17 protein-coding genes are annotated in these 17,959 nt (G+C 53.5%); 11 read left to right on the top strand and 6 right to left on the bottom strand.

Annotated features, from left to right (window positions below; genetic code table 11):
• Positions 1–97 precede the first annotated feature (97 nt).
• Positions 98–931: a hypothetical protein gene (locus ACH518_RS09790; protein ID WP_445372760.1), complete on the bottom strand. Its 834-nt coding sequence runs from the start codon at positions 929–931 to the stop codon at positions 98–100.
• Positions 932–1,530: 599 nt separating this feature from the next.
• On the opposite strand from ACH518_RS09790, the gene ACH518_RS09795 reads away from it, so the two are divergent.
• On the top strand, positions 1,531–2,406 hold the full coding sequence (locus ACH518_RS09795) for a hypothetical protein (RefSeq protein WP_445372761.1): 876 nt from the start codon (positions 1,531–1,533) through the stop codon (positions 2,404–2,406).
• Between the two features lie 617 nt (positions 2,407–3,023).
• On the opposite strand, the gene ACH518_RS09800 is transcribed toward ACH518_RS09795, so the two are convergent.
• Complete coding sequence (locus ACH518_RS09800; protein ID WP_445372762.1) at positions 3,024–3,476, bottom strand: hypothetical protein; 453 nt, start codon at positions 3,474–3,476, stop codon at positions 3,024–3,026.
• Positions 3,477–4,061: 585 nt separating this feature from the next.
• Between ACH518_RS09800 and ACH518_RS09805 the strand changes: the two genes are divergently transcribed.
• The gene (locus ACH518_RS09805; protein WP_445372763.1) at positions 4,062–4,676 is read left to right on the top strand and encodes a LuxR C-terminal-related transcriptional regulator; all 615 of its coding nucleotides are present in this window, start codon (positions 4,062–4,064) and stop codon (positions 4,674–4,676) included.
• Positions 4,677–4,730: 54 nt separating this feature from the next.
• Positions 4,731–5,255, top strand: coding sequence for a PepSY domain-containing protein (locus tag ACH518_RS09810; protein WP_278212781.1), 525 nt, complete (start codon positions 4,731–4,733; stop codon positions 5,253–5,255).
• Positions 5,256–5,376: 121 nt separating this feature from the next.
• On the opposite strand, the gene ACH518_RS09815 is transcribed toward ACH518_RS09810, so the two are convergent.
• Both ACH518_RS09815 and ACH518_RS09820 read right to left on the bottom strand, forming a co-directional pair.
• Complete coding sequence (locus tag ACH518_RS09815; RefSeq protein WP_445372764.1) at positions 5,377–6,246, bottom strand: autotransporter outer membrane beta-barrel domain-containing protein; 870 nt, start codon at positions 6,244–6,246, stop codon at positions 5,377–5,379.
• A gap of 88 nt (positions 6,247–6,334) precedes the next feature.
• Complete coding sequence (locus ACH518_RS09820) at positions 6,335–7,702, bottom strand: beta strand repeat-containing protein (RefSeq protein WP_445372765.1); 1,368 nt, start codon at positions 7,700–7,702, stop codon at positions 6,335–6,337.
• 384 nt (positions 7,703–8,086) lie between these two features.
• Here ACH518_RS09820 and nifB point away from each other — a divergent pair, with 384 nt between their 5' ends.
• The 7 genes from nifB to ACH518_RS09855 all read left to right on the top strand — a co-directional run bounded on the left by nifB (position 8,087) and on the right by ACH518_RS09855 (position 13,174).
• Positions 8,087–9,580: a nitrogenase cofactor biosynthesis protein NifB gene (gene nifB / locus ACH518_RS09825; protein WP_140913106.1), complete on the top strand. Its 1,494-nt coding sequence runs from the start codon at positions 8,087–8,089 to the stop codon at positions 9,578–9,580.
• 93 nt (positions 9,581–9,673) lie between these two features.
• Entirely contained in the window at positions 9,674–9,958 is a 285-nt protein-coding gene (locus tag ACH518_RS09830) for a 4Fe-4S dicluster domain-containing protein (protein WP_140913107.1), read from the top strand.
• A 5-nt stretch (positions 9,959–9,963) separates the two neighbouring features.
• Entirely contained in the window at positions 9,964–10,389 is a 426-nt protein-coding gene (locus ACH518_RS09835; protein WP_445372766.1) for an ArsC/Spx/MgsR family protein, read from the top strand.
• On the top strand, positions 10,386–11,666 hold the full coding sequence (locus ACH518_RS09840) for an FprA family A-type flavoprotein (RefSeq protein WP_445372767.1): 1,281 nt from the start codon (positions 10,386–10,388) through the stop codon (positions 11,664–11,666). Before ACH518_RS09835 ends, ACH518_RS09840 begins: the two co-directional genes overlap by 4 nt.
• Positions 11,667–11,871: 205 nt before the next feature.
• Complete coding sequence (locus tag ACH518_RS09845; protein ID WP_054763155.1) at positions 11,872–12,159, top strand: 2Fe-2S iron-sulfur cluster-binding protein; 288 nt, start codon at positions 11,872–11,874, stop codon at positions 12,157–12,159.
• Between the two features lie 20 nt (positions 12,160–12,179).
• Complete coding sequence (locus tag ACH518_RS09850; RefSeq protein WP_140913110.1) at positions 12,180–12,530, top strand: 2Fe-2S iron-sulfur cluster-binding protein; 351 nt, start codon at positions 12,180–12,182, stop codon at positions 12,528–12,530.
• A 41-nt stretch (positions 12,531–12,571) separates the two neighbouring features.
• Complete coding sequence (locus ACH518_RS09855) at positions 12,572–13,174, top strand: nitrogen fixation protein NifQ (protein WP_445372768.1); 603 nt, start codon at positions 12,572–12,574, stop codon at positions 13,172–13,174.
• Positions 13,175–13,336: 162 nt separating this feature from the next.
• Here ACH518_RS09855 and ACH518_RS09860 read toward each other — a convergent pair whose 3' ends face one another.
• Positions 13,337–13,633, bottom strand: coding sequence for a hypothetical protein (locus ACH518_RS09860; RefSeq protein ID WP_445372769.1), 297 nt, complete (start codon positions 13,631–13,633; stop codon positions 13,337–13,339).
• A gap of 191 nt (positions 13,634–13,824) precedes the next feature.
• Positions 13,825–16,332 carry a TonB-dependent receptor gene (locus tag ACH518_RS09865; protein ID WP_445372770.1) on the bottom strand — a complete coding sequence of 836 codons (2,508 nt, stop codon included), beginning with the start codon at positions 16,330–16,332 and terminating at the stop codon, positions 13,825–13,827.
• 657 nt (positions 16,333–16,989) lie between these two features.
• Here ACH518_RS09865 and ACH518_RS09870 point away from each other — a divergent pair.
• Positions 16,990–17,478, top strand: coding sequence for a TlpA family protein disulfide reductase (locus ACH518_RS09870; protein WP_445372771.1), 489 nt, complete (start codon positions 16,990–16,992; stop codon positions 17,476–17,478).
• Positions 17,479–17,959: the final 481 nt, after the last annotated feature.

A 17,959-nucleotide genomic window follows, 5' to 3' on the forward strand; every position in this document is an offset into this window, starting at 1 on the left:
GGTGTTGCCGTGCCGGCATCAATGAAGGGAGATGTAAGACCGGTCATCCCATGGACATTGAAATGCCGGTCAGAAGAAATAAACCAAGAACGAAGTCTTAACCGACCTTTCGCGCCCTCAGCAGACCGATACCTAGCAATGCACTAGTAAATAGTGGCAGCGCTGCAGGAACAGGGACGGGGGCTATTACATCAAGACGATAGGAATTCGCGGTGCTTGCTGAATTACCCCAATAGCCGCTCGCGGCAATACCGCGCAATGACGGATCGATGTTGGTCGTTCCGCGAATTTTAATCCAGGCATAAGTATCCGGAAGGCTCGGGTCGTTGCCATTAGTAACCGGATTGCTGAGTAGGCTAGCCACACTGATGTTGGACAAACCAGCTCCATTGAAGATATCAATGGTGGAGGTCTTGCCTTGGGTCAGGCTGTCGGCAGTGAATGTCGATCCGCTGAAATTGAATTCCTGGGCAAAAACCTGCCAACCATTGGTGGCGCCCCCTTCTTGCCACTCGATGCCGCCACTACCTAAGGGTGTGCCGCTAACATTTGCCCAACGATTTCCGACGCCTGCACTGTCGTATCCATTGAGACCATTCTCTTCGTGATCCATGGTGCCCGGAAAATTTAGCACATAAGAACCGATCCACGTGGCGGTGCCTGCCGCGCCGCTACCGAACTGATTGGTTCCGAGATTTGTGATTGTTGCTCTGACTCCCCCAGAGCCCTCCCCCGCTGAGGCCAGTTGTGCCGGCGTGAGTATGTCTGCAAGGTCTGTAATGGTCAGTGAGGCGACCGGAGATACGCCTGCGCTGCCATACTTATTGGTCGCTATATAATTGAAATTCAAGTTAACCGTGGCTGACCATGCACTGGGGGCATTTAAAGCAAACGCACTAATCAGCGTTAAATATTTAATCGAATTTTTCATGACTGTTAATTAATATTGTAATAACGAATGTTGCAAACAAAATGTTCGAGTCCGATTTTCGGGAAATTTATAACCAAAGACAAGGGAATAATTCCTTTTTTATGCTTTGGCGAAAAAATCATTGCGAATTGCAGTGTTTGCCGGCTGTTGGTTTTGCAAAAAACGAATTGCCAAGCACTACATTTAGTGTTTTTTTATAAGCCCTGTGCCATATATTGTGAGCGGTTAGCACTAAAAATCAATTTTTCAACAGTCTGCCAACCTTGAGAGTTAGCTTGCTGTTGTAAAATAGACGAAGGCGGGTCAATTATTGTTTGTTCCGGGAAAAATTCCTTTTCTTTTTCTTTAGGTCTGCTAGATCAAACTCAAGGGATATTTGTGATAATTTATGTGTCGCTATAAGTAATTTGCTCCTATTCTACAAGTTCTATCCATTTATTATCCAGGACAGGTTTTTGGTTCTGGCCGAAAATTCCGCTGACTATAATGGGTTTTTTAGTTTTCTCATTTGTGGATGAATTAGTAGTGATGTGGGGTTGTTAATATAGTGTTTTAAATTTTTTCAAGCAAAACGGATATCAATTTTTAAGGAGACGTCCATGAAAGTTAAGTTAAAAAACTTAGGTGTGCAGGCCTTACTGGCAACAGCGTTTTTTGCAGGGTCGACAACATCCCAAGCGGGGAATTTTGTGACTTTAAACAACGGTGTTGGAGGCAGTTTAACCACCGGTAACGGCGGCATCGTTTCTGGGACAACTAATCAAAATGTGGATAAATTGTTTATAGAGACCACTTCTGCGATCTATTTAAACGGTTTTGATCCTTCAAATTTAACGGGTGAGGTAGTAGCCAGTTCGCTGAGCTATCGCGCATTTACAGGCGCAAATACAATTTCTACCGGCACCTTGACTTTGCTGGATTGGCAGGTTACGCGTGATGTGGCCTTGTCGCAGCCTGGCCAATTTGATTATTTCGATTTTGTGTATCGCGATAGTGCAGACAACAAACTGGTGTTTGGTACACGCGCACTCAATCAACTTGATAATAATGAGGAGGCAAACTTTCTATATCGCTATGGCTTTTCCGGGTTTGAAACAGCATCGGCCTGGACATATTTAACCGATTTTGACTTAAGGCAGTATCAGGCGGCGCGCACTGATAGCTTAAGCCCCGCTCCGACTTTGCCTTTTGATGCCGATGCGGTTCGCCAAAGAAGTGATATAAGCTTATCTGAAGGTAATCCTTGGAGTGGATTATATCTTGTGAAAACAGATGCAACTAATTACGCCTTGGGTGAAAAAGCAATCGGTTTTGGACAAGCCGGTGAAGAAGGTCAAGCGGTTGTACGCGGATATATCGGCGGGTATATTCCAACTGCTACCACCGCCCCCGTCCCTTTACCGGGAGCTTTCGTCCTGATAGCAACAGGTTTGAGTTTTTTGGGTTTCTCAGCGCGCCGAGGGAATAAAGCTTGATTGGTTAACTAAGTAATTATACTCTTTGCATGACCAGGTTTTATGTAAAACAATATGCTATATATTGTCAAATTAAACTTTGAAGTGCTGAGAGTATATTACACGCATGCGCCCATCTAGCCACTCCAATGTTTGCTATCTTCCGTATTATTTTTAAATAAGTTTGGGATGCAAAATAACAACAAAAATCTAGGCTTCATAAAATCCTTATTTTTATTGTTAACTGTCGGAGATACCCGAGACAATTCGACTGTCGATTTGAGCTAGTTGCGTGCGGTGAGTTGCATTTAGTTCCGGTCGAAATTGCGCCGAATGCTGAAACTGGGATTCCAACTACGCAAGGATGCGCAATTCTATTCTTTTTGCTTAGCTAACCAAGGCCCAGAGCCTGCTGTGTTGCCTGAATCCGGCTCTGAAGGCGGACAACTCTTCCCCGGTTTTTTGTTTCCTTACAAACATTGCTCTGGTCGCTGGTTTTGACGATGAGCTGGTTGTGTGTTCCTGGTTGACGGTGACGAACACCACTTTATTGGCGCCGGCGACTTCGGCAAACTTGTTGCTATCGATATGTTTGCCGTCCTAGACGCTCATGTTTCCAGGCACCTGGTCCTGAAAGGTCAGATTGCCCATCTGCTGCCCATCACCGGGTTGAAGCTGACTCGAACCCGAGGCGCGTACAGGTTTTGAATGGTCATGGCAATGGCGAGGATGTTGGGGGTGAGGAGTTGAAACACTTTGATATTGTCGTCCTGGCCCAGCATCAAATCTTGGCTGTACTGGTCCTTGGTCATCAGTCGGTAAGTGCCGGGACCGCCTTCGTCCTGGCGGTACCAGAGTTCGCTGATGCGACAGATCGCGCGAAGGGCGTCTTCGAGCGCGATTTTCTTCAGAAAGATGGTGACTTCTTTTTTACCGGCTTCGGGGGTGGCGACGATGTTTACCTTGGCGTCTTCGGACAGCACGCGGATGATGTCGGCGACCTGGGTATTTTTGAACTCCAGTTCTTCGATAATAAAGGCGTTGCCGGCTGCCTGCGTATCGGCGCTAATCATCAAAACCATGATCGTCAATAGGAATATGCACTTCGTGAACTTGTCCAACAAGCCAAGCATCCTTTGTTTTTCTTATTTGCCGCCAATTTGGCGGGGTAATCACTCTTGGGTTTCCGGTTTGTTTTGCTGGGCGGGGCGGCCTGATCCGCGCTTACGTCCAAAAAAAATCTGCGGTGCATACCGAGGTTGCATCGCAGATTTTTAAAACAAACGGAGGAAACACAATTAATTCAACAACGCATCCTGCAACGTCCTTGTCGTTACTTCTCCTGAGTAATCCGTTAACCGAGTCACATTTTAAGCGGGTGGGAATTATGGCTAGTAGGGAATAAAACCCAAATTTGGCCGGGAAAATTTCCCGATATAAAGCGATACTAAATATTGTAAGGCCGCGGTTTTAGTGCGAGTAGAGCGATAAGTCCCGAATCTTCTGCGGAATTTTTCGGAAATTTTATCGGCATTCGGCGAATTGACACCGGGTTTAGGCTTACAAAGCGTAGTCCGTCGGCGTCGAGGTTGGCGGCTGCGATTGTTTCAGGGATTCGGTCTGCCGTCTCTTTCCTGTTCCTTTTCACTTATCATCGCAATCTGCAAGGTCCGGATGTGGCTATCCGCTTATTGGTCGTCGATTCAGAATCCAGCGCAAATACGTTCGATGTCGCCGCCTTAGCGGCAGAGGGAGTGCTGGCCGATGTTACCGAATTCGCCAGCCCGGACTGCGATCGGCCGCAGCCGGACGTGATTTGGTTCGCCGACCGGGCTGAACGCGGGGCGGTCGCGCGCGTCGCCGAGATTAAGGCAATCGCTCCGGAATGCCGGGCGCTGCTGGTAGCCGGCGCTTGTGGCAGCCGGGCCTTGGCCTACCTGCAGGCTGGCGTGGTCGGAGTCGCCGATTTCGGTACCGATACGCAACGTCTGGCCGAAATAGCCCATCGAGTTCTGGGCGGGGCCTATTATCTGGACCCGGATATCGCCCAAGTCTTGGCGATCCGCCACGTCAAGCGCTTGTTGGAGCCGTTCAACACATTGAGTTCGCGCGAGTTCGACGTGTTTTGCATGTTGGCCGAGGGATTTGCCTTGCAAGACATCGCCGAGCAGTTGGGCATCAGTTCCAAGACCGTTTCCAACTGTCAGACCTCGTTGAAGCTGAAACTTGGCTTGGACGGTCGGGACGCGATGAAAAAATTTGCCCAAAGCCATGGCTTGATCTCGGGTTGAAGGGTATGATTCCCGTCGTTCGGGAATTTTTCCTTTTTTTATGTGAGGTGAGTTATGAAGAAGATATCGGTAAAAACCGCGGTAATGGTCGGTTTGGGTTTGTTGTCGCTGGGTGCGGTGGCGGCCGATCAGGGTTTGGAAAGCTGTATCCAGGCGGTGAAAAAAGAAAAATCCGGTGACTTGGTCAAGTTGGAGAAGTTGAACGTGGCCGGCAAGGGTGTATACGAGCTGGAATTACGCGACGGCAACCGTCAGGAATGGGAATTCATGTGCGACGCCGATAGCGGCAAATTGACCGAGCGGGAATCGGAAGTCGCCGATCCGAATAGTCAGGCCTTCAAAAAGAGCGTCAAGGTTACTGAAGAAGACGCCGCGGCGACCGCATTGAAAGCCAATCCCGGCACGATAGAAGAAGTCGAATATGAGATCGAGGAAAACGGCGCCGCGTCTTATGAGTTCGATATCGTCAACGACAAAGGCGTCGAAACCAAGATAGAAGTCGATGCCGCCAGCGGCAAGATCATCGAGACTGCCACCGAGGAATGGGAAATCGGCGAGGAGGCCGACGAACGGCGTTAAGCAATAATCTCCCCGATTGCGACAGCCCTGTTGCAATCGCTTCCTCTCTTCAGCTACCAGGGGGCGGAGGAGGTTTTCTAAACAAATCTCCTCTCCACTCTGCTTATTTCCGGCCCCGACATCAGAACTCGAACCTTACCCCGGCATTGATGGCGTGGCGCGAGGTATTCTCCAGGCCCAAGGTCGTATCGTACTGCACGAAGGCCGAGCCGCCGTAGGGCAACTGCGCGGAAACCGCGGCCCTGACGTTCAAATAATCCTGATCGACCACGTAGGACGCGGTGGTGAATTTGACGTTGGGCTGGTCGGCAAAACCGGTCTTCATGCTGGGCAACTTATCTATCCATTGCCGCTCGTATTCGACGTTGATTTGCGACACCAGCACCCCGAACGGCAGGCTGAAACTGCGCATGACGACGGCGCCGACCGCGCTGGTCAGCGAATCGTATTTTTGGTCGTCGATAATCAGATTCATGCCCAAATTGGCGCCGTGTTCCTTCCGTCCGGCGATGGATATACGCGCGTATTCGCCGCGAGCCCGCAAACCGAAGGTCCACTCGCCGACCGGCAAATCGTAGCCGCTGGACAGGCTGAACTGTTGTTGCCAGCCGTCGGTTTTGCTTTTTGCGGTTTCGTTGACCGCAATGCCGTTGGCGTCGGTATAGGCCGTGGTGCGGTTGGTATGGTATTGGTTGTAAGTCAGGTTGCCGACGGCATCGATATACCAGTTGTCGGTCAGATTCAGCGAGCTGAACAGCGATGCGGTATAGCCGCCGATGGATTGGTCGCCGCCGTTGTTGGCGACCTCGGCGTAAGTGTTGCCGTAACCGATTGAGGTACCCAATAAAAACCGCTGGCTGAAGCGGTAGTCGGCGCCGGCCGTGACGCCGTAAAGCGCCGAGCGGTAGCCGCGCTGCACCAGTATCGAGCTGCGATCCACCCATTCGAACTGGCCGTTCAGGAAAAAACCCAGGTTCTTGAACGACGACAACAAATCGGGCGGGCTGTCCCGGTCGCTTTGCAGATTGATCGACAGCGCGCCGGAACCGGGCGTGGCGCCGGGCGCCTGGCCGGAGCGGTCAGCGCTTGTCGGTGCGCCGCCTGCGGGAGAGGGGGCGGACGTGGGCGCCGCTGCCGGTGACCGGGCCGTTCAACACCAGGTTGTTGCCATTGGCGCCTAGCGTACCCTGGTTGACCAACTGGCCGCCGACGCTACCGTTGCCGCGCAAAACTCCGGCCTGGATCTCGGTCAAGGCCTGGGTCCAGTTGCCGTCGACTTGGGTGGTGCCGGCGGTCTGCCGGTAGCTGCCGTTGCCTTGCAGCGCGGCGGTCGCGGCGACCACGACATTGCCGCTATTGATCAAGGTGGATTGGTTATCCAATTGGAAATTGCCGGTCAACTGCAGGTTGGTCGAAGTGCCGCCGTTGCCGTCGATGATAAATTTGCCGGGCCCGAGCATGGAACCGCCGGACAAAGTCGCCGAAGACACTCTCAATTCGCCCGGTCCGGATAAGGTGCCGCCGGTCTGAATGTACTGGTCGACTTCGGTGACGGCCGCGGCGAAAGTGACGTGGCCGTCGTTAATCACCAGGGTCTGACCCAATACCGCCGGCGTCGATGAGGCGAAATTGACTTTGCCGCCATTGATTGTCGTGGTGCCGCTGACGGTGTAGCCGGCGTTGATATCGGTGGTGTCGACGGTTTCGTCGCCGCTAAAAGTCGCATTGGTCGCGGTTAGCGCTGCGTTCAGGGTGTTGGTACCGCCGCTGGCGGTGAACGAAGTAACGGATAAGGCTTTGTCGATAGTGTTGTTGCCGCCGCTCAAGGTAATGTTGGCGGATGTGACGCCGGCGCCGCTGGTGATGTGGTTGCTACCGCCGCTCAGCGTAAAATTGGCGGTGGCGATGGTCGCGCCGGTCGCGAACTGGTTGGTGCCGCCGGCAAATTCCAAGGTGCCGGCGCCGGTATAACTGCCGGTAAGCGTGTGGTTGCCGCTGCCGTTGAAAATCAAGGTCCCGGCGTTGACCTGGGTCGTGCCGGTGTAAGTGTTGGCGCCGCTCAAGGTGACGCTGCCGGCCGTGGTTTTGTTGGCGCCCTGGTTGCCGGCGAGAATGGCGCTGACCGTGCCGGATTGCAAATCGAATGCGCTGTTCGAAGTCAACGGCCCGCTACCTTGCAGTACGGCGCTGGCGGAAGCCAGGGTGAATTTTTGGACGGTCGCGGCAACATCCAGATCCAGGTTGTCGTCGGTATTCAGCACCGCGTCGTCGGCATTGCCAGGCACGGCCGCGCAGCTCCAGTTACCGGGGGTGGACCAGACCGAGTCGCCGCCCTCCCAGGTACAGACCGCGGCAAGGGCCGGCCCCGGCAAGGACAGAAACGCTACGCCCAACCGGACCGAAAATCCTAAAACGCCCATCGCGGCGGGAGAACGAAACCTGTTCATAAGCGTTGGCCCAGCTCCATATTAAGGTCGTAGACGCGTTATCCGTTGGCCAGCAGCGCAGCCCTATTCACCGGGGAGGCGAATGTTGATTTATGTGAAGTCTATCACGCATATTGTGGCGCCACACTCAAAATAAGTAGGGTTTTCGTCGCGAACTTGCCGCGTTGGGCCAGGCTATATCCGACCGCAAATCCCAATGGTTTCCGAAATTTCGACAATTCGACGCGATGGTTTGTGCTCTTACAAACATCGGCATGTGATATTTGCGACAAGTCGCAGGGTTCTTGATTTAAAAAAACAAATAAATCATACGGTTACGATATAAAAATAACTGGCATGGCCTGTGCTATCTCTCTTGCAACCCATTTAAGCGAGGTGAAGATCATGGAATTGCCAGTTTTGAACGAAACTCCAGCGGCCAGCGGCGGCGGCTGCTCCTCCCACTCCTGCGGCTCATCGGACGACCAATTAGGCCACTTGTCCGATGAGATCCGGGCCAAAGTGGAAAACCATCCGTGCTATTCGGAAGACGCCCACCACTATTTCGCGCGGATGCACGTCGCGGTGGCACCGGCCTGTAACATCCAATGCCATTATTGCAACCGCAAATACGATTGCTCCAACGAATCGCGTCCGGGCGTGGTATCGGAGTTGCTGACTCCCGATCAGGCCGTGAAAAAAACCATGGCGGTGGCTGCCAACATTCCGCAAATGACCGTACTCGGCATCGCCGGCCCCGGCGACCCGCTGGCCAATCCGGAACGCACCTTCGAAACCTTCCGTCGGCTGAGTGCCGAAGCGCCGGACATCAAACTATGCGTTTCAACCAACGGTCTGGCCTTGCCGGAATCGGTCGAGGAATTGTCCAAACACAACATCGACCATGTGACGATCACGATCAACTGCGTCGATCCCGAAATCGGTGCCCAAATCTATCCGTGGATTTTCTGGGAGAACAAGCGGATCAAGGGCGTCAAAGGCGCGAAAATTCTGATCGAGCAGCAGCAAAAAGGCCTGGAAATGCTGACGGCCCGGGGCATTCTGGTCAAAGTCAACTCGGTGATGATTCCCGGCGTCAACGACAAGCATTTGGCTGAAGTCAGCAAAATCGTCAAAGCCAAGGGCGCTTTCCTGCACAACGTGATGCCGCTGATCGCCGAAGCCGAACACGGCACTTTCTACGGCGTGATGGGCCAACGCGGCCCGACTCAGGACGAGTTGATGGATCTGCAGGACGCCTGTTCCGGCGACATGAACATGATGCGCCACTGCCGCCAATGCCGGGCCGACGCGGTCGGTCTGCTGGGTGAAGACCGCGGCGACGAGTTCACGATGGACAAGATCGAGGCGATGGAGATCGATTACCAATCGGCGATGGAAAAACGCAAAGTCATCCACGAAGCGATTGCCGAGGAAATGCATAGCAAGCGCGCCGCCAAAGCTGAAAAAGCCGCCGGCCATGCCGACGAGCCCAAACTCAATACTCGTCCGGTGTTGATGGCCATCGCCACCAGTGGCCAGGGCGTGATCAACCAGCACTTCGGCCACGCCAAAGAGTTCCTGATCTACGAAGCCTCACCGGACGGTGTGCGCTTCATGAGTCACCGCAAAACCGATTTGTACTGCAGCGGTGACGACACTTGCGGCGACGGCGAGAGCGTGTTGCAACGCACGATCCGGGCGCTGGAAGGCTGCGAAGTTGTGCTGTGCTCCAAAATCGGCTACGAGCCCTGGGACATGCTGGAACAAGCCGGTATCCAACCCAACGGCGAGCATGCGATGGAACCGATCGAGGATGCGGTGATGGCGGTTTACAAAGAGTTGGCCGCCGCCGGCAAGCTGGACGAGAGCGCTACCGAAGAGCGGGCAACCGCTTAATAAACCTCGGCCGGGTTAGTGTTAACGCGCGACCCGGCCATCGAATCCAATGCCGGGTTACGGCCGTAACCCGGCCTGCATAGGACGAACGTCATGGCTCTACAAATCATTGAATCCTGTGTCAACTGTTACGCCTGCGAGCCTTTGTGCCCGAGCAAGGCGATTTTCATGTCCAGCAAAGCCGGACATTTTCGGATCAATCCGAACAAATGCACCGAATGCGAAGGCGATTACCAGGATACCCAATGCGCCAGCATCTGCCCGATCGAGGGTGCGATCCTGGATGCAAACGGTTTGGCGATCAATCCGCCCGGTTCGTTGACCGGCATTCCACCGGAGAGAATGGCCGAGGTGATGGCGGAACTCCAAGCCCACTGACGGCTATGGCTACCGTCCACTTTTACGAGAAGCCGGGCTGTTTGAACAACACCCGGCAAAAGCAGCTATTGAGCGCAGCCGGCCATTTGCTGGTGGTCTACGACTTGTTGCAGCAGCCCTGGGCCAAGCAGCAGGTCAAGCTGCGTTCGTTTTTCGGCGACAAGCCGGTCGCGGAATGGTTTAACCGCAGCGCGCCGGCGATCAAGCAGGGTCTGATCGACCCGGCAACACTCGACGAACAGCAGGCGATCGCCTTGATGGTGGAACAACCCTTGTTGATCCGGCGGCCGTTGATGGAATCCGGTCTGCGGCAGGTGTCCGGCTTCGACGAAGCCGAAGTCGATGCCTGGCTGGGATTGAAATCGGCGCCCAGCGGCAGAGATCTGGAGACCTGCCCGCGCCAGGCCCGCGCCGAGGCGTACGGGCCATGAAGGGCGTCAAGCTGGAAGGCGACGACGGCACACCGATTGCCGTGCCGCTGTCCGAGCGGGTGTATTGGGTCGGTGCCTTCGATCCCAATCTGCGCATCTTCGACATCATTTTAAAAACCGCCAACGGCACCAGCTACAACGCCTACGTCATCCGCGGCAGCGAAGGCGTCGCGGTAATCGACACGGTCAAGGAAGGCTTCGCCGGCGATTTTTTTGCCCGGCTGGAAAGCGTCGCCGACTACAGCGAAATCAAAGTCATCGTCCTCAACCATCTGGAACCGGATCACACCGGGGCGCTGCCGGAACTGATGCGGCGGGCGCCGCAGGCGCAATTGTTCATTTCCCAAAAAGCCCAAACCATGCTGAAAGGCCTGCTGAAGCAGGACGCGTTGAGCTTTACGCCGGTGGTAACCGGCGATTCGGTATCGTTGGGCGACCGTCGGCTGGAGTTTTTGCACACGCCGTATCTGCATTGGCCCGATACCCAGTGCACCTATTCCCCGGAAGAAAAAATGCTGTTTTCCGGCGACGTGTTCGGTTGCCATTTCTGCGACAAGCGTCTGTTCAACGACAGCGTCGGCGATTTCCGTTTCTCGTTCGAATACTACTACGCCCACATCATGCGGCCGTTCAAGGAGTATGTGGTGCGGGCGCTGGAATTGATCGAACCGTTGCCGCTGACGCTGATCGCGCCGACCCACGGCCCGATTCTGCGCGACCGGCCGCAGCACTACATCCAGCGCTACCGGCAACTGTCCAGCCCGGCCTTGCACAACGAACTCAGCCCCAACCAGAAAACCCTGCTGATTTTTTACATCAGCTCCTACGGCAATACCCGGCGCATGGCCGAGGCGATTTACCAGGGAGCGATGCAGGTCGAGGATGTGCGGGTGTCGCTGTACGACCTGGAAGGTGGGGAGGTCGGGCCGTTCGTCGATCTGATCGAGGAAGCGGACGGCCTGGTGCTGGGCACGCCGACCATCAACGGCGACGCGGTCAAGCCGATCTGGGACCTGTTGTCGTCGCTGGCGGTGGTGAATCTGAAGAACAAACTGGGCGGCGTGTTCGGTTCCTACGGCTGGACCGGCGAGGGCGTGCGTCTGGTCGAGGACCGCTTGCGCGGCCTGAAATTGCGGGTGCCGATTCCGGGCTTGCGGGTGAAATTGATCCCGACCGACGACGAAATCCTGGAATGCACGGCCTTTGGCTTGGAACTGGCGCAGGAATTGACCGGCGCCCGCTTATCCAAAGTGATTAATTTTGCGGATCTGGCCTGAGCTGGATGCGACTTCAATAGTTTTAGACATACGTCACGCGTTGAGCCGGTGCAGTAAGGCCGGCTAAGCCGATCCCAGGACGGATAGGCGAACCCCGCCGGCTTTCGAGTCGGCGGGAATCGGGAATCTTTGCGGATTCCAAAACGGCAGTCCTCAGATTGGAGGTTGCCGAGATGACACTTAAACAGCGTAAGGAGTTTTTTCAATGGCCAAAGCGACCATTACATTCGAAGACATCAATGTCACCGTCACCGTACCCGCCGGCACTCGCATCATCGAAGTGTCCGAGAAGGTCGGTTCCGGCATTACCTACGGCTGCCGAGAGGGCGATTGCGGCACCTGCATCATGAAAGTGACGTCGGGCTGGAATCATCTGACCGAACCCTCGGTATTGGAAGACAAAATTCTGCGGGAAAACATGGCCGGCAAGCACAACCGTCTGGCCTGTCAGGCGCAGGTGCTGGGCGGCGAAATTTCCGTCAAACCGGTGTAAGCCGTTCAAGGAGACAACACATGGCATTAGTCACATTTTCAAGCCCGGAATACCGGGATAAAACCGTTTACGCCGTCGCCGGCAGCCACACCCAAACCGTGTTGAAGCTGGCGCTGGAAAACAAGATCCCCATCCACTTCGAATGCGAAGACGGGGAATGCGGTACCTGTCTGGTCAAAGTCACCAGTATCGACAAGAAAAACCAACGCATGGGCGGCCCGCTGACCGAAAAAGAAAAAGCGGTGCTGAAACAGCTCGGCAAGGTCACCGGCGAAGAGCTGGAAAAAATGATCGTCGACGATCTGCCCTGCGAATGGCGTCTGGCCTGCCAGATGATCGTCAGGGACGAAGACATCCGCGTTGAGTATTAGTCCGTTCCATCCCTAAACGCCGGAGGACCGAAATGAATTGCATGCCTGCTCTAGAACCGACCCAAACCATTCCCAGTCTAGCGGTTACGCCAAAGTCACGGCAGCAAATTTATCAGGAACTCGCGGCGTGCGCCGGCCGGTCGCCCAACAGCGTCTGGCTGGCGCAAATCATCGCCAGTTGGGCGGTGGGAGAGGGCGCGTTGCCGGATCGGCTGGGTTTGGCGGCGGAGCAATTCGTCGCGTTGCTGGCCAGCCATTTTCCCGGGTACGCATTGGCCGAGTCCGCTGTGTCGGGCCTTACGCTGGATTACAGCCGGATGCTGGAAAAGCAGGATCTGGAAACGCTATTGCGCCAATTCGCCGCGCAACCGGGCACCGATACCGAATGGCTGATCGCGCTGATCGTCGCCGCCTGCCTGGGCAGCGATCATTTATGGCAGGACTTGGGTTTGTGGTCGCGCGCCGATCTGTCGGCGATGCTGGCCTGCAACTTCCCCGACCTGGTCGCGCGCAACAGCAAGGATATGAAATGGAAGAAATTTTTGTACAAACAGCTCTGCGAAGCCGAGGGTTTGTACGTCTGCCGGGCGCCGTCCTGCGAAGTCTGTAAGGACTACCAGCAGTGTTTTGGGTCGGAGGATTGAGGGGGCGGAGGTAAATTCCGGTTAGAGCCGCCGGGCAAATCAAAAATGCTAATGCTAGGTGGCAGACTTAGGGGGGGAGTTTGTGAACCGGGCCAAGCGCGAATAATGAGGTAAGTTGTATACGGTATCCCTATATGTGCGGTCTTAAGTCATAACCTGATTTCATCCACCATATTTGATACGCTCAGACTCGATGTAGAACCGACTTACCTCTTCCACATCTCCAGGATTGCAGGTAACTGTCCCGAAATTGCCATTCTTGTTGCGGCGCCGAAATCTAGGCTCTGGCATTGCCATTAGTTTCTCAAGCGCAACCCAATAACTCTGTATTTCGCGCTCCTTGTCTTTGTATCTTGCTCCGATTTCATAACCTTTCGTCATTCTGCAATCTGGCAGAAAGAACGTCTTGCTTCCGTCTTCTTCCAATTTATACGGAACTTTTACAAATTGTTCACTCATATTTTCTCTCCTGGCTTGTCTAGCTCTGTATCCGAAAGTTTTTTGAAACTCAAAACTATCGGCTTGCAAGCAGGGTTTCATTGTCACTTAACGTTGCCCAATCCTTGCCACTACCGGAAAACCGTAAATATAGGCGGCAGAGCCAAACTTCGGTTTTCCGGCGAGGATTCGCTAATACCAATACGCGCTGATCAGAAACTTATTGCACCTTCGATGAAGAACGTCCGTTGCGGATAGGGATGGACGACGTAGGCGGTTTTGTCGGTCAAGTTGTTGATACCGAAAGACACCCGGCTTTTTGCCGGTTTACCCAATAGGTCGTATTTGAACCGGTAGCTGGTTTTGAAATCCAGGAAGAAAAAGCCGTCTTGGGCGCCGAAGACGTGGTTGACATAGTCTTTATTGTCGATGTCGTTGAACGAGTCGCTGGTATATCTGCCGGCCATCGATACATCCCAGACTTCGCTAACATGGTAAGTCGCCAAGGCGTTGAAACGCCATTCGGGCAGGCGGATGCGCTGTTTGCCGGTAAGGTTGAAACTGGTAGGTGTAGAGCTGAAGGCCTCCAGAAAGCCCAAATTGGGACCGCCGTCTTCTACAATCGCATTCATCCAAGTGGCGTTAAAATTCAAATCGAAGTCGGAATCCATCACCCTAGCTTGGTCATATACCAACTCTACGCCAGTGGTGCTGGTGGCGGGTATGTTTTGAAACGCGTTATCAGTAAAGGCACCGGACGCGCGGCGGACTTGCTGGATCGTGTTGCGTATATCATCCCGGAACACATTGACCCTTACGTAGCCGTTATTCAGCCCGTATTCGATCGTGAAGTTATGATGCCAACCGTCCTCGGGCTGCAAGCTAGCGTTGGCAATCGTTCTGCTGGTCGCGTTCGTAATATTTTGATACATCTCGGCGATGACCGGGAACCGGTAGGCCCGGCCAAACGAGTACCGAAACTTCCAGTTTGCGGGTTCGAAGCCCAGAGAGGCCTTGGGTGAAATGGCATCGGCACTGCGGTCAGGCAAGGGCGCTCCAGCGCCTACACCACTGTTTGCCAACCACCATTCGTAACGTGCGCCCAAGGTCAAATCCCAATCGGGAGCAAAGTGATAGGCGAACTGACCGAACATGGCGTTGGTTGTCACCTCGCCTTGATTACGTCTATCTAACTGTTCTGAGCCAAGCTGATTTGCCGAATATTTGACATAACCAAATTGCTTGAAATTCATGTTGTAGTTATCGAAGTGGTAACCACCTAAAAACTCCAAGGGTTTCCAGCCTAAAAATTCCCGGGTGCTGAGCTTCAAGTCATAATTTTTCCAATTGAAGTCATCAAAAACTTGCAATTGCCCGTTTCTACCCAGCGCACTGCTAACATTTAGAGGGTCGTCGGGAGCGAAGTTTGCGGATCGGCGAACGTCTTTTATGACATCCAGATAGCTAAACGTGGTGTCGATGTCCCATCTGTCAGAAATAGCCCCTTTCACCTGCATGCCGATTTGCATGGTTTGCCTTTCGTCGTCTGAGGGACCGAAGCCGCTGTTTTGAACATTGAACGCTCTTCCGTCAAAGACTGCCTCACGAGTGCTATTTAACGTGTTGTCGTTATTGCCATAGAAGGCATTGCCGTTCGCAGTAGTCAGGTAATTACGCGGGCTCTCGGTTTTGCGGGTGCGTTCCTCGAATGCGCCGGTAAAGATGGCCTGTAAGTCAGGGGTGATGTCGTAACCGACTTTGAGTTTCATTAAGTCGGTGTTAACCAATTCAGGGCCTGTGTCGCCGTAGATGTAACTGGGGGTGCCCCGGGTGTCCAAAGTGGGCACTGCGCCGTTGACCGCAGTTTGCGAGCCGTTTGGATTGCGTAGGCCTGTATTATCAAGGAAGTAGCTCATCGGTTGGCTCTCGGCTTCCAGGCGGTTATAAGACAACAACGCAGACCACTTGTCCAAACGATTGCCGTAAGAGAAATACTGCCGGTTGCCGTCGAAGGTACCATTGTCGGCGCCTATATTCTCCCAGGGCTGCACGAAATAGCTGGTCTCGGCATAGTATTCCTCTTTCATCGGCATATGGGTTTTGATATTTACCACCCCTCCGATCGAGTTGCCGCTGTATTCGGCCGAGAACGGGCCGTAAACCACGTCTACTGCATCGATTTCGTTAGGGCCGACCATGGACCAACGTGGGGCGCCGTTAAACGAGGCCTGCAATTGGTTGTGTAAGGGTAATCCATCTGCGTAAACCATGTTTCTCGCGGTCGAGAACATGTCGGCGCCGCGGATGCCGAGCACGCCATTCGGATCGCCGATGTAGCGTTGCCGGATTTGCAGGCTCGGCTGATATTTGACTGCCTCTTCGGTGGTTTGGGCGTTCTGCCGTTCGATGTCGGCCCGTTTCAATCGCGTCGACGGAGAGGTGAAGTGAGAATCCTTGGCTACGGCTTCAGTGACCACCATCTCTTCCATGACATCAATGTTGTCAGCCACTTTGTCCGACGAGGCTTGGGTTTTCTTGGCTTGTTTAGCCTGAGTTGGGTCGTCCGCTTCTTTTACGCTTTGATTTGGATTGCTCTTGTTCTGGGTGTTATCCGCGGCGGCATTGCCGGCGAAGAGCGCTAACAAAATCGCGGTAGATAAAGGACTTCTTGGCAAGTAAGAGTATGGAACGTAACTAAATGAGTATTTTCGATTCTTCACGCGTAATCTCTGTTGTTGTTATGTATGTTTCATTTACCAGCGATTCCGCCGACAAACGTTGTCGAACTCATAAGAGCATTGAACTTCAGCTTGAGGCTGCGGGCTCCAGCCAGTCTTTATCTGCCAAGAGGTGCCAGACCTGTCCGATGCGATGCGTGTCGCCAATTGATGAGCGGTGCTGACGCGTAAGCAGGACTTGAGCCAAATAATAATGTATTGATTTTATTGAATAAATTTCGTGATAAGTTAAAAAACTATGTTAAATAACTTATTCAACTGCGTGATATGCATGGTTTAGTGTGATTTCTTTGCTTGTTACGGTTTATGGAGTCGCGATTGACGACACTTTCGAGTGCCTTCAGCGCTAAGCCCAGTGAGGCATTAATGCTTATTCCTGGAGAATTGCCGGAGGTGAGTTCCGCGAGCTCGACTTATAATTAATCTATGTTAAATAATGTAATTCTGTGTAAGGAAATCTTTACAAATGACAGGATAGTGTTTGGGTAACTTTTACGCGGCAGGTCTTCGAAGTAAACTGGATGTCGGTCGGCCTGGATATAGAGGTAAAATGGGTCGGGATGAGCGTTAGAGCAAGCGAATCAGTTCGAGTCGGGGGACGCCTGATTCAATCGATTCATTTTCCAGGGGAAACAATTAATGACAATTAGGCAAATCGTTTTTACATTTGCGTTAGTGCTGGGCCACATTGCGTATGCGCCGGCCGATCAAACACCGATAAAACCCTTCATCCCCGGCAGTTACCAGCAAATTCTGGCGGCGAATGCCGGCAAGCCGTTGATGCTGGCGATCTGGTCGGTGGATTGCCCGTCGTGCCTGAGGGACATGGCGGCCATCAATCAATTGCACGACAAACACCCGGCGTTGAAGATCGTGATGCTGGCGGCCGACGAGGGGGATGCCTTGCCCGAGATTCAGCGGATCGTCGACACTCATAAGCTTGGCAGTATGGAAAATTGGGCTTTTAGCGGGGACAATTCGGAAAAATTACGCTATGAGATCGATCCGGCTTGGTATGGAGAGTTGCCGAGGACTTATTTCTTTGATGCAGGACACCAGCGCTACGGTAAAAGCGGGGCGATGACGCTCGAAGAATTCGAGGCTCAGCTCGCCAAGATGAAAATCTGAAACAAGTTGCCGCCGCGTTTCGGCTTTGCTTAACCCAGTAACGATTCAGCCGGCCCTATTTCCACTGGCGTTCCGTTTTAGCCGTCGAAGCTTGGCTACGCCATTCGCTCGGCTCTGTGCCATCGTGGGCAACAGGTAACGGTATGGTTTCGGCTTTGGTGTGTCAGGTCTGAAGCAACCAAACTCAAATCCTACCGGTTCAAGGCCAGGGGAATGCCAGGTGGATTGCGGGCCAAGCAACCGCAGCCCTCCATTCGGCTAGTCGGGCCGTCTGTCCGCTGATAAATTATGTTACTTTTATGTCGTGGCCGGTTATGCCGGTACGATAGGTTTCTATCTCGGAAACGAGAGCTAGCGCACGGCGGAAAACTTGGGTAACGTTGGACATACCGGTATTATCCGGCCCAATTCGGCTGGCGCCAGATGACGGCGATTTCGCCTTGGTCAGGAAAGCGCATTCCATCTTCTTCGGTAAATCGAA

It is taken from the genome of Methylomonas sp. HW2-6 (genome assembly GCF_052474525.1).